Here is a 12742-nt window from a genome sequence, read left to right on the forward strand (position 1 = left end):
TAACGGAAAAGATAAAGAAGAGCAGAGAGTTTTCGCGATCTTTATTTGTTGTAAGAGATATAAAGGCAGGAGAAGTATTCACGGAAAAAAATATTCGTTCAATAAGGCCCGGTTACGGACTTCATCCGAAGTATTTGAAAGATATTATAGGAAGAAAAGCTAAAAAAGATATAAAAAAAGGGACTCCGTTAAGTTATAAATTAATAATTCAAAAGTAAAAGTAATGAAAAAACAACTTTCCAAAAATGTTATAGTTAATACAATATCCGTTATATGGCGAATGCTTATAGGATTTGTGATAATGCCGTTAATGGTAAAGAACTTGCACCAGGATGGATATGGAGTATGGGTACTGGTAGTATCTTTCACAATATTCGGTTACTTAAATATCGTTGAATTTGGCATTGGTACATCAGTTATAAAATTTGTTGCTGAACATATTGCGCTTAAAAGAACAGATAAAATTAATCAAACAATCAGTGCCGCATTAATTTTTTATTTTGGGCTTGGTATTCTATCCGCAATAGGATTATTAATTTTTAAGGATATTGCTTTCTTTAAACTATTTAAAATACCTAAAGAATTTATAAGACCCACAAATATACTTTTGTATATGATGGCATTAAAAGCAATAATAGATTTCCCGACACAAGCTATATCATCTGCTTTAGAAGGGTTTCAAAGATATGATATATGGCGTTCTTTAGAAATTCTCAGGGATACTTTACAAGCAATTGCAACGGTAATCCTATTATTTTCAGGAAAGGGATTGGTTGAATTAGGTATGCTACTTCTAGGAATAAGCATTTTCAATCTTATTAGTTGTATAATAACAGTGAAACATTTGTTTCCTCCATGGAGACTGATAATAAAAGTCCCTTATGAAATAATCCGTAATATGGCAATATTTAGCAGCAAAATATTTGCTATTCGCATAAATGCTATTGTTTATAATGGAATGGATAAAGTCATTATCAGCACTATTATAGGAGTTGGAGCATTAACAAATTATGCTATTGCTCAACGCATTCAATCGTTGGGAAATACGGCAATGTCATTAGTAAGTCTGGTCCTGGTCCCCACGGCATCAATGTTATTTGCCCTAAAAGACATACCTAAACTTCAACAAACCTTTATAAGAGCAACAAAATATACTATGGCTCTTTGTGTTCCACTAACTTTAGCTCTTATGATTTTAGCCAAACCACTGATTTATTACTGGATAGGGCAGGAATACGTATATATATATAGAATGGCTCGATTATTTCTTTCATATCTTTTGGTCTACTCTATAGTGCCGGTTGCATATAATATGCTTATAGGTATCGGGAAAATAGGTGCCCTATTACGAATTCAAATAATTTCTACGCTTATTAATTTATTAATTAGTATATTTATTACATATAAAATTGGGATAACCGGAGTAATATGGGGCACTATTATTGGCACATCTTTTGCAATCATCCCTTATTTATCTATTGCCTTAAAAACATTCAAATTAAAATGGACTCTTTTTCTGCAAGGCACTACATTAAAAGTTTATCCTGCTTCTTTTTTATCGGCAGGATTGTTATTGATTTTTTCAAAGATTGCGCCTCCTCATTCTATAATAGAAGTTGGAATGTATTTTGCAGGGTTTGAAATTATATTTTTTTCTATATTTATAATTTTAGGATTAGATAAAATAGAGCGAAATTTCGTAATAGATAATGTTCGTTTACAAATTAGCTCTATTAAACACTCACTAAAAAAATAAAAAGAGTTTAGAAGTGATGCCTGAAAATTAAGCTATGAAAGTCTTATTTATTGAGCATTATTTTGAGCAAGACATGGAAGCGCTAATGTTTGAACGCAATGTAATCCATGAATTCAGATATGTCTCTGCAAATTATTTTGCATTAAAAGCGAGAAAAATTTTCCCCGATATTGTGTTTAATGGGTTGGAAGAATATTGTAAGCCAAAATATAGATTAGCACGATATAAATGGCGCCAGAAAGCTTTTAAACTTTTCAGGGAACTTTACAAGATTTATCCTTTTGACATTGTAATTGCACCTTCCGATAGTTTTTTCTATATTAGAGATCTTATAACTGCAAGTAAAAAATGGAGAATTCCGTTTATTGTAGCACAAAAGGAAACAACCATTGCCCCCGGAACAATGAGAACCCATTCAAAAGAAGTCGGAATGTTTTGTCCATTTATTTCGGATTATATGACAGTTTGCAGTGAAAGACATAAAGAGTTTTGGCTTAAATCCGGTGCATCTGATGATAAAATTGAAGTTACAGGGCAACCAAGATTTGATTTCTATAAAAACCAAAAAAAATGGTTATTACTGGATCAATTAGGTATCTCTTTGAATCCTAAATTAAAAACGATTCTCTTTTTTACTTATGAGTTAGATGCTTATTCCCCGGATGGACAAAAAATATGGGAAGATTTAAGAACGGATACAGAAAAAATACTTGCTGATCTTGCAAAAAATAACCTTTTTAATATAATTATCAAACCACATCCTCAGCACAACCTTGAAGACATAGAATTCTTTTCCTCAAGATTGCAATCTTTATGTGGTTCTGTATGGAAGAAATCCATATTTGTAGCTGACCGTAAAATGGATGCCCGACAATTAATAGTTAACAGTGATATTGTTATAGCCTTCCAAAGCACAGCCCTCTTAGAATCTTTGATATCCGGGAAAAGAGTCCTTTATACATATTGGGGACAAGGACAAAAAATAGAAAAAGTTAAAAAATTTATCCTTCCTTTTTATGATTATTCTAAAATAATGGAATGCGTAAATTCCCCCAGTGAACTTAAACAGGCACTCTTACAAGACAGCCATCTCCAAATGAACAAAGAAATATTAAAAAAACGAATGGATGCTTTTAAGGAATATTTAGGTCCATTAGATGGAAAATCAAGTGAACGGACATGGCAAGCAATCGAAAAAGTTACGGATTCTTATTACTCTCTTAATAGAGACTGGGAACAATTTCATAATTCTTTTAGATACGGTTATCGCGCTTATTGTATTCGAGAAATGTTTATTGCGAGCATAGCAAAATCACTCTGGTTATTTGTGTTAAGTATTTCAAAAAAGATATTTAAATCAAATATAAATCATATAATTACTCGTGCGGAAAGGCAGGGAAAACGAATTATGGAATGTAAAAATGCTATTGGCAATCCATCAAAACAATCCGAAGAACTTGTTGGACATATAGATGAAGAGATTACGACATTTATAAAAAATAAGTTTCGTTTATCACAAAAGCTTAGTTAGAAATTATAATTGTATGTTATATAAAAAAAATAAATAGGAAAAACGACAAATGAGCTACTCTATAAAATCAAGAAGAAACAACGGTCCTGTTTTCAAAAACTATTTACGTATGAGCTTTTTATTTGTTAAATGGAACTTACGACATCGGATTCCTTTTTTAAATACTACCCTTATGAAACAAATACGTCAAATTACTCAAGAAATAAGCAGTAAAACAAAGAGTCATTCTATGAGAAACAAACAGAAAAATATATTATTTTTTACCATGCGCCAGGATCCACCACATTTAGCATGGAATAGTGTCTTAGCTATGGCTTTAATGATAAGAGGGCATTCAGTTAAAAATGTTGCATGTGATGGATTTATCAGAAAAGCATGCAATAGTGGGCAATATCCTGATATGAAAAGAAATAACTGTTCTTTATGTAAACTATATGCAAAACAGCTTTATAAAATATCCCCCATTTTTACAAATTGGTTAAGTGATTTTGCTATAACTGAAATTTGGGAAAAAGCAGAAACAATAATTAAAAATATTAACAGTAACGATTATGAAAGTTTTTGTTATAAAAATCTACCTATTGGTAGACTAGCAGAAAGCTCGACAGTGCATTTCCTTCGTGAAGGAGTAATCGGATTAGATAATGAATCTCGCCATGTATATCACGACTTTATTTGTGGTGGTATAGCTATGGTAGACATATGTGAAAAAATTCTTAATCACTACAACCCCGATATTGTTATTATGCTTAACGGATGGTTTATTACAGAACGGGTTATGTTAGAAATGACTCGTCAAAAAAACATAAAAGTAATGACTTATGAAAATGGATTTCGTAGTAATACATTATATTTTTGCGAAAATGAACCAATAAAATATGAAATAGATGCTATCTGGAAGCATTATTGTACAACTCCTTTAGAGCCAGAGCAAAATAACACTTTAGACCATTATTTGAACACAAGAGAATCGGGAGACTTAGGTTGGGCAGTATATAAATTAATCCCCCAGGATGCAAAACTATTAAAAACTTCCCTTGGACTGGAACAAGGGAAAAAAACAGTAGTTGCATTTGCAAGTATTGCATGGGACTCAACATTGTGGAAACTTGATATAGGTTTTTCTGATATGATAGATTGGCTAAAAAAAACTATGGAATATTTTATTAAAAACCCCCAATCCCAACTCTTAATTAGGCTTCACCCGGGCGAAGTAGTAAGCAAAGTAGCTTCTCGTGATTCGGTTGGCGATAAATTAAGAGCTTCTTTTCAACACTTGCCATCTAATATAAAAATTATAGAACCTACCAGTAATATAAATTCCTACACCTTAATGGGTATAGCAGATATCGGTTTAGTTTATACCTCAACTACCGGACTTGAAATGGCAATTAAAGGAAAACCTGTTATTGTTGCAGGGAATCCTCACTATAGAAATAAAGGTTTTACTTATGATCCGGAATCCCTTAAAAAATATATTGAATTTTTGGATTCTCTCTTGAAAAATGTTGAATCCGAAACTCTAATAAAAGAGCGTATTGAATTGGCACGCCGTTATGCCTATAGACTTTTTTTCAATGGCTCTATACCTTTTAGTTTTGTAGAAGAAAAGGAAATGGGTAATATTGATAATCAAGTTAAACTAAAGCTTACATCTGCAGATGAATTATCTCCAGGCAAAGACAAATGGTTAGACAATATTTGTGATACTATCATAAGTGGTTATAAATTTAAAGAAAATAATTAACTAAAATTTTGTCAAGGAGCAGGATGCTATTTTTAAATAATATGTTTCAACATTTAATAAAATGCAGTAAAGGATTTTTATTTATGTTTTACACTACAGTGTTCACTTTGATTACACACACACGGGTAAGTTTTTCCTCGAGTTTATATATTGGAGCACATGCGCGTTTGATTTTAGCACGTGGAGCACGTATATTGAGATACGCATTTATAGACGTAAGAAGAAGGGCAACGCTTCACATTGGAAAAGGAAGCCTTATTGGAAGAGGGTGTGAAATAATTGTTGATGAAACAGCAAGCTGTTATATTGGCGATAACGTATCGATTGGCAGTTTTTCAAATATTCGTTGCAATAAAAAAATTGAAATCGGGAGCGGAACATTAATTGCGCAATTTGTATCTATTATAGGAGGACAATATAAATACAAGAAAAAAGATATTCCCATTGTAAAACAAGGGTTTACGACTTGGGACGTCATAATCGGCAAGAATGTATGGATAGGTGCAGGCGTGATGATATTACCTAATTCTTCTATATCTATAGGAGACGGTGCCGTTATTGCGGCAGGTTCTATCGTAACAACTAATATACCTGAGTATGCTATTGCAGGAGGTAGACCTGCGAAAATAGCAGGTTTTCGAGAATAAAAACATATTTGATGATATAAAAAAATTCTATGCTAAGAGATATTCAACACCTAAGAATCAACACTACAAACTTAAGAGCACTTTTAATGTTTGTTGGAAGTCTTAGTTTGTCGATGGAATATCTTTTAAGTTTACTGAGTGGCAAGGATATGCGTTTTTCTTTAAACTGGATGGTTTTTCCATTTTTAATATTACTTGATTTCTGCTTGAATCCAAGTAGATATTTCAGACCAAAAGTATTAAAATGGGCTATTCTGTTAGCGCTACCTTTAATAATATTTTATGTTTCCGGCAATGATGCAAATGTCCCGGAAGAAATGTCACGATTTAGTCTTGTTAAAGCAGGCTTAAATGCCGTTCTTATTTTTTTCTTTTATATGCTTAATAGTGAAATATCTCAAAATCGCAAGATGATAATATATGGATTATTATTAGGCGCTACGTTTGGAATAGCTTTTCAGTTTACCACTATATTCGGAATTCTTCCCGAAGGAGCAATTAGCACACTTAAGGGATTACATGTTGACATACTCCGAGTAGGAAAATTAGGAGGAGACCCCAATCAGTCTGTAATATATGTTTTAAGCACCGGAGCTTTTATTTCATATATATATTATACCAATAAAATACGAAATCAAATGTTATTGGCTTACATACTAAGCATTGTCTTAATCCTCTTTGTGGCTTCAACGGGTTCCAGGTCGGGACAAATTGTTACGGTGTGTATGCTATTTTTGTCTTTTTCAATGTCCTGGCATAACATTCCAAATAATTCCAAAAGAAAAATTGTTTTTTTAGTATTCATTTTAATAGCTTCTTTATTTATCCTTTCTGCTGTTTCAACAACTAAGTTTTTGAAAACCGGGCTTACAGCACGGTGGCAATATAGCATGGAATATGCAGATGATTCAATAAGTCATAGGGTTATGATGTATAAATGGTTGTTTTCTAAACTTTTATCCGGAGTGCAACTTGTTGGTTTTGGATACGGGCAATACTACCAAGAGATAGGCCATAGTTTGCCTGGCGGCGCATTTGCGATTCGTTGGCCTCATAATTCGTTCCCTGATGCATTTATTATCGGAGGATTACCTTTTTTTCTTCTTTATTTGTTAGTTTGGATTATTGCTTTCTCAAACTTGTGGAAAATATATAAAAATGGACAAGGAGAAATAAAAGGAGAATCTTCATTTTTCTTTATTCTATTAGTAGGTCTTTTTATTTTCAGTTGTTCTCTTAGTGTTATATGGATTAAAATAACCTGGGCTATTTTAGGCGTAGGTTTTGGTTTCTTACTATTGAAAGAGCCAATAGACGAAAAAAATTCAGAATTAAAAAATGGCAGCAGGACCCAATTAAAAATAGATAATTTATAATCAAAAGGATATTAGATGCGTATAATTATAGGAACGTCGGGGTTAGGAGCAGATGGAGGTATTGGTAGTTATGTTGATGAAATTGCTAAATGGTTAATTTCCCAAAATCATGAAGTTTTAGTATGTTGCGCCTCTGTTATACAAATGAACGTTTCCAAATATCCATACCCTATTTTATTCACACAAGTTATGAATTCAGATAAAGAAGAATTTCTTTCAATCAAGGAACTATATGAAAAAATTATGAGCTTTCAACCGGATGTCGTAATTAATAATGATAATATCTATCTTTCAAATCTCTTTCCTACTCTTGATTCAAAATGTGTTAGAATAAGTGTCGTGCATGGCTACAGAGAGCATTTTGGTTGGGATGCCCATAAAATCATTAATGTTGCTGCGATTTATAACCATTCTTATATTGATTGGATTGTTACGATTTCAAATTATATGTATTTAGGAATGAATAACCGTTTTAGATTCATAAAAAATCAATTAAAGTTTTTATATAATGGAATTTATCCGTTTGAAGAATTATTTATCCCTTACAAAATACGCAACAACGATAAAGAGATAAAAATACTTTTCGCAGGAGGACGGAAGCAAGAGAAAGGAGCAGATATTCTTTTTAATGCTTTTAAAAAACTGAATTTAGATAAAGTATCCAAATTAAAACTCTTTTGGGCCGGGAGCCTACCCGAGAAAGGGCCGTTTTCCAAAAAAGGGCTTGATAAGTTTGAGAGTATTGAACTCTTAGGAAAAATGAATCGTAAAGATTTGATGGGTGTTTTAGCAAAATGTCACTATTTAATTATGCCTTCACGAATAGAAGCTTGCCCAATGCTTCTTTTAGAAGCTATGTCTTTAGGAGTTGTGCCAATAGTTTCAGATTGTAATAGCGCAATGAAAGAAATTGTTGCAAATGCAAATTGTGGTGTTATAATAAAAAGAAATAATTACAATGCATTAGCTGAAGCGATAAGAGGCGCAGTAAATGGACTTTCCTGGGAAGAGAACGCTAAACGGGCTAAAGAGTTTTTTTATGCTGATTTACATATCAATATATATGGTAAAAAACTTATAGAATTATGCCAAACTCCCAGGAACAAACGTCTTGAAAAAGCATTGCCGTTTCCACCGCCTAATCTTATGTGCTTCCATCGCAAACCTTATATTGGTTCGAAATTTACTTTTAATAATATAATTCAACGATATAGATATATTTATGGAATACTTAAAAAAATAAATCTAAAATAACTAATGGGAATCAATTAAAACAATGGATAATAAAGTTCTTATACTGCATAATATAATTTCTCCATATAAAACATTATTGTTTAACGAATTATATAAATTGTATGATAAAATAACGGTATTATATATGGCAGAGACTGAGAAAAATAGAGAATGGAATATTAACAAAGATGAATTGCAGTTTCCTTTTGAAATTATGTTTAAAGGAGCTTTAGACAATGTAAATTCTTTGAGACTCATTATCAAAACATGGGAGAGATTAAACACCCTTAATCCAAAGGTTATTATAATAGGCGGATATAGCTATATCACTTATTGGATATGCTTTTTCTGGGTAAAAGTAAATAAAAAAAAGATAATACTTTGGTCGGCTTCCAATGAAGAAGATAAAAATAGATTATTTTTAAAAGAAAAATTTAAAAGTTCTTTTGTCAAAAATTGTAATGCCGCAAATGTTTATGGGAAAAGAAGCAAAGATTATTTAGCGCACCTTGGATTAAAAGAAAATAAGATTTTTATTACAGGGAATGTTACAAATAATTATTTTTATTATACTCAAACAATAAACTTGAGAAAGAAAAAAGAAATTTTATGTAAACAATTAAAGGTTCCTTTTCATAATTTCCTTTATATTGGAAGATTTTCTAAGGAAAAAAATCTTTTATTTCTATTGAATGCTTACAAAAGGTTAAACGATAATAACTGGGGATTGATTTTAGTAGGCAACGGTCCACAAAGAGAAGAAATAGAAAAATATATAGAAGAAAATTCAATAAAAAATGTTTTTCTACCGGGATTTAAACAGAAAGAAGAAATCCCTACTTTTTTTGCAATAAGTGATGTTTTTATTCTTCCAAGCACTTATGAACCGTGGGGACTTGTAGTTAATGAAGCAATGGCAACAGGATTGCCGGTATTGGTATCAAGAAAATGTGGATGTTATCCCGATATTATTAAGGATGGAGAAAACGGGTATTCTTTTGACCCTGTTGACAATAATAAGTTTTTTATTCTGATGAGAGATATCGTTAAAGGAGAATACGACTTAAGAAAAATGGGAGAAAAGTCATTGGAGATTATTAATGACTATACGCCAGAAAATGCGGCTAAAGTTATAATAGAAACCATTAACTTTGTACTAAAAAACAATGACAAACAAAATTGTTACGATTCTTTGATATTCTAAAGACAGCTAAAGATTATTGAAAAGAAATATATTTTAAAGAAAGGAACGTTTATGAAAATAGGGATTAATCTTTTGTTTCTTCTTCCAAATGAAGTTGGAGGAACAGAAACTTACTCCGTAGAGCTATTAAGGAAAATACTAGCCTTAAAACATAATTTTATACTATTTACTAATTCATTAAATCATGATATCTTTTTGGATTCACCAACCATACAAAAAAAAATGATAAAGTATTCTGCACGAAATAAGTTTATACGTGTATTTCATGAACAACACACTATCCCGAAGTTATGTAAAAAATATGATATTGATGTTTTATTTTCACCGGGATACACCTCCCCAATAAATATTCGATGTGCAACTGTGGTAACAATACCTGATTTACAGTATAAACATTATTCTCATTATTTGTCTCTATTTAAACGATTCTTTTGGGAGATAACGATTCCCCGTTCTATAAAAAGATGTGAAAGAGTTGTAACAATATCCAATAATTCATTAAAAGAATTAAAAAAATTCTTCCCTAAATATTCAAGTAAATATAGAATGGTTTATCCCGCCGTTAGAGATAAATGGATGGGCTATAAATTCGATAAGGATTCTATTGAAAAAACAAAGATCAAATACAATCTCGCTAAGCCTTACCTATTAAGCGTCGCAACAATGCTTCCACATAAAAATTTATATACCCTATTAAAAGCATTTAGTTTGACTATTAAAGAATTTCCTAATTTAGAACTACTATTAGTAGGTAAAGGAAGTAAAAACAAAAAATGTTCAAAATTAATTAAAGAATTAAAAATAGAGAATAATATTAAATTATTAGGATATGTTAACGCGTGTGAATTGCCTGTGCTATATAAAGAAGCCACGGCATATGCTTTCCCTTCCCTTTTTGAAGGGTTTGGATTTCCCTTAGTAGAGGCCCAAAATTTTGGATGTCCCGTAGTATCTTCAATAAGTACTTGCTTGCCTGAAATAGGAAAAGATGGTGCATTATATTTTAATCCATTAGATGCAATTGATATTCATAATAAGATTAGAGATGTTCTCAAAAATGATTCTTTAAGAAAACAACTTATTAATAATGGATTTCAAAATATTAAGAGATTTTCTTGGGAAGAATCCGCAAGAGATATGATACGCATTTTTCAAGAAGCATATATCGAGCATAAAAACAAGGTAATGTCTTTCTAACCCTCTGGTTCAAAGATTTATGAAAAAAATGTAGAACTTGCTGTTGTTTCAATTCTGACTGTGATCAGTTGATTTTAACAGTGGGAAACGTAATGCCTGTGGCAGGGAAACAGACAGAAATTATAGGATTTTTTTATGAAAGTATCAATAATTACAGTTGCTTTTAATAGTGAAAAGTTTATTGAACACGCCATAAATACAGTTTTGTCCCAAACCTATAAGAATATAGAATATATAATTATAGATGGCGGGTCAATAGACGGGACAATAAATATAATTAAAAAACATAAGGATAAAATTGCAAAATTTATTTCAGAACAGGATAATGGAATTTACGATGCTATGAATAAAGGTTTGAAAATGGCAACCGGTGATATAATAGGCATCCTTAATTCTGATGATTTTTATGCAGATAATTTCGTAATCGAAACAGTCGTTAAAAATATAAAGAATGAAAATGCAGATTCTTGCTGGGGAGATTTGTTCTATGTAGATAAGGAAAACACTTCTAAAATCGTAAGAAATTGGAAATCCTCCCAATATAGTAAAAACAATTTTGGAAAAGGTTGGATGCCTCCACATCCTACATTTTTTGTTAAAAAACAGATATACGAGAAATATGGGTACTTCAATTTAGATTTTAGAACATCTGCTGATTATGAGATAATGCTTAGATTTTTAGAAAAATATAAAATAAAATCTTGCTATATTCCCAAAGTTTTGGTAAAAATGAGAATAGGCGGAAAGAGTAATAAAAATATAAAGAATATAATCAAGGCAAATATTGAATGTTATAATGCATGGAAAATAAACGAATTGCAAATAAATCCTATAGTGTTTTTTATTAAACCATTGTTAAAAGTTTTACAATTTCCGGTTTTTAATAAAAAATATGATTAGTGAATTTTACGTAACAGTTTTACAATATCTATAAGACTTGCTTAACTGCCTTGGGCAGATAAAATGCTTTGGTTGTTCAGTTGATACTAGGAGGAATTATGAAAAAGGCACTTATTACAGGAATTACAGGACAGGATGGATCTTATCTTGCCGAATTGTTATTGTCTAAAGGATATGAGGTTCACGGCATTATACGAAGGACAAGCACTTTTAACACTTCCAGGATAGACCATATCTATACTGACCCGCATGAAAGCAACACAAGACTCTTTCTTCATTACGGGGATATTTCTGATTCGGAACAAATTTGTAACATTATATACAATACAAAACCTGATGAGGTTTATCACCTTGGCGCCCAAAGCCATGTCAGGGTAAGTTTCGACATACCGGAATATAGCGGGAACATTACAGCGCTCAGCACAACAAGAATACTTGAAGCAATAAGAAAGAGTAATAATAAAATAAAGTTCTATCAGGCATCAAGCAGTGAGATGTTTGGCAAAACGCCCCCTCCTCAATCGGAAAACACACTTTTTCAACCGAGAAGTCCTTATGCTTGCGCCAAGGTTTATGCTTACTGGATGACAGTAAATTATAGGGAAGGGTATAATATGTTTAATTGCAATGGAATACTTTTTAACCACGAATCTCCAAGAAGAGGGGAAACCTTCGTTACAAGAAAAATTACCAGAGGGATTGCCAATATTTTAGCGAATAAACAAAAAAAATTATTTATGGGAAACCTTGAAGCCAAAAGAGATTGGGGGTTTGCGCCTGAATATGTAGAGTCTATGTGGCTTATGTTACAGCAAAATATGCCTGATGATTATGTTATAGGGACAGGAGAAAATCATTCCATAAGGGAATTTCTGGAAGAAGCATTTGGGTATGTTGGCTTGAAGTGGGAAGAGTATGTTGAAAAGGATGAAAATTATTTTAGACCTACAGAAGTGGATGAGTTAATTGCAGATACAAAAAAAGCAAAAGAAAAATTGAACTGGACTCCCAGGATAAGATTTAAAGAACTTGTAAGAATAATGATAGACGCTGATTTACATAAAGCAGGAATAGAATCCCCGGGGGAAGGGGCAAAAATCCTTAAAGATAAGTTTTCGCAAAAATGGTGGAAAGTAGATTAATTAACAGCC

Annotated in this window: 11 protein-coding genes; all 11 read left to right on the top strand. The window is 31.8% G+C overall.

Features of this window, described 5'->3' with window-relative positions; translation table 11 throughout:
- Positions 1 to 218 (top strand): SAF domain-containing protein (locus tag WC614_11165; protein MFA5033564.1); only part of this gene is annotated, 218 nt, incomplete at its 5' end.
- Positions 219 to 223: 5 nt separating this feature from the next.
- Positions 224 to 1756, top strand: a complete 1533-nt coding sequence (locus WC614_11170; protein ID MFA5033565.1) for an oligosaccharide flippase family protein — start codon at positions 224 to 226, stop codon at positions 1754 to 1756.
- A 34-nt stretch (positions 1757 to 1790) separates the two neighbouring features.
- Positions 1791 to 3287: a CDP-glycerol glycerophosphotransferase family protein gene (locus tag WC614_11175; protein MFA5033566.1), complete on the top strand. Its 1497-nt coding sequence runs from the start codon at positions 1791 to 1793 to the stop codon at positions 3285 to 3287.
- Between the two features lie 172 nt (positions 3288 to 3459).
- Positions 3460 to 5034 carry a hypothetical protein gene (locus WC614_11180; GenBank protein MFA5033567.1) on the top strand — a complete coding sequence of 525 codons (1575 nt, stop codon included), beginning with the start codon at positions 3460 to 3462 and terminating at the stop codon, positions 5032 to 5034.
- 23 nt (positions 5035 to 5057) lie between these two features.
- Positions 5058 to 5681 (top strand): acyltransferase, encoded by a 624-nt coding sequence (locus WC614_11185; protein MFA5033568.1) that lies wholly within the window; start codon positions 5058 to 5060, stop codon positions 5679 to 5681.
- A gap of 29 nt (positions 5682 to 5710) precedes the next feature.
- Positions 5711 to 7057: a hypothetical protein gene (locus WC614_11190; protein MFA5033569.1), complete on the top strand. Its 1347-nt coding sequence runs from the start codon at positions 5711 to 5713 to the stop codon at positions 7055 to 7057.
- Between the two features lie 15 nt (positions 7058 to 7072).
- A complete protein-coding gene (locus WC614_11195) occupies positions 7073 to 8311 on the top strand; it encodes a glycosyltransferase family 4 protein (protein ID MFA5033570.1) in 1239 nt (412 codons plus the stop codon).
- Between the two features lie 22 nt (positions 8312 to 8333).
- Positions 8334 to 9494: a glycosyltransferase family 4 protein gene (locus tag WC614_11200; GenBank protein ID MFA5033571.1), complete on the top strand. Its 1161-nt coding sequence runs from the start codon at positions 8334 to 8336 to the stop codon at positions 9492 to 9494.
- Positions 9495 to 9545: 51 nt separating this feature from the next.
- On the top strand, positions 9546 to 10691 hold the full coding sequence (locus tag WC614_11205) for a glycosyltransferase family 1 protein (GenBank protein MFA5033572.1): 1146 nt from the start codon (positions 9546 to 9548) through the stop codon (positions 10689 to 10691).
- A gap of 135 nt (positions 10692 to 10826) precedes the next feature.
- Positions 10827 to 11591, top strand: coding sequence for a glycosyltransferase family 2 protein (locus WC614_11210; GenBank protein MFA5033573.1), 765 nt, complete (start codon positions 10827 to 10829; stop codon positions 11589 to 11591).
- 98 nt (positions 11592 to 11689) lie between these two features.
- Positions 11690 to 12733: a GDP-mannose 4,6-dehydratase gene (gene gmd / locus WC614_11215; GenBank protein ID MFA5033574.1), complete on the top strand. Its 1044-nt coding sequence runs from the start codon at positions 11690 to 11692 to the stop codon at positions 12731 to 12733.
- The last annotated feature ends 9 nt before the right edge of the window (positions 12734 to 12742 follow it).

This window comes from bacterium (assembly GCA_041649255.1).
Taxonomy (GTDB): domain Bacteria; phylum Hydrothermota; class UBA3073; order JACQXS01; family JAQTXJ01; genus JAQTXJ01.

Excerpts from the sequence above, each read along its gene's own strand:
- WC614_11170 (MFA5033565.1), top strand. The coding sequence starts at position 224 with ATGAAAAAACAACTTTCCAAAAATGTTATAGTTAATACAATATCCGTT.
- WC614_11175 (MFA5033566.1), top strand. The coding sequence starts at position 1,791 with ATGAAAGTCTTATTTATTGAGCATTATTTTGAGCAAGACATGGAAGCG.
- WC614_11180 (MFA5033567.1), top strand. The coding sequence starts at position 3,460 with ATGAAACAAATACGTCAAATTACTCAAGAAATAAGCAGTAAAACAAAG.
- WC614_11185 (MFA5033568.1), top strand. The coding sequence starts at position 5,058 with ATGCTATTTTTAAATAATATGTTTCAACATTTAATAAAATGCAGTAAA.
- WC614_11190 (MFA5033569.1), top strand. The coding sequence starts at position 5,711 with ATGCTAAGAGATATTCAACACCTAAGAATCAACACTACAAACTTAAGA.
- WC614_11195 (MFA5033570.1), top strand. The coding sequence starts at position 7,073 with ATGCGTATAATTATAGGAACGTCGGGGTTAGGAGCAGATGGAGGTATT.
- WC614_11200 (MFA5033571.1), top strand. The coding sequence starts at position 8,334 with ATGGATAATAAAGTTCTTATACTGCATAATATAATTTCTCCATATAAA.
- WC614_11205 (MFA5033572.1), top strand. The coding sequence starts at position 9,546 with ATGAAAATAGGGATTAATCTTTTGTTTCTTCTTCCAAATGAAGTTGGA.
- WC614_11210 (MFA5033573.1), top strand. The coding sequence starts at position 10,827 with ATGAAAGTATCAATAATTACAGTTGCTTTTAATAGTGAAAAGTTTATT.
- gmd (MFA5033574.1), top strand. The coding sequence starts at position 11,690 with ATGAAAAAGGCACTTATTACAGGAATTACAGGACAGGATGGATCTTAT.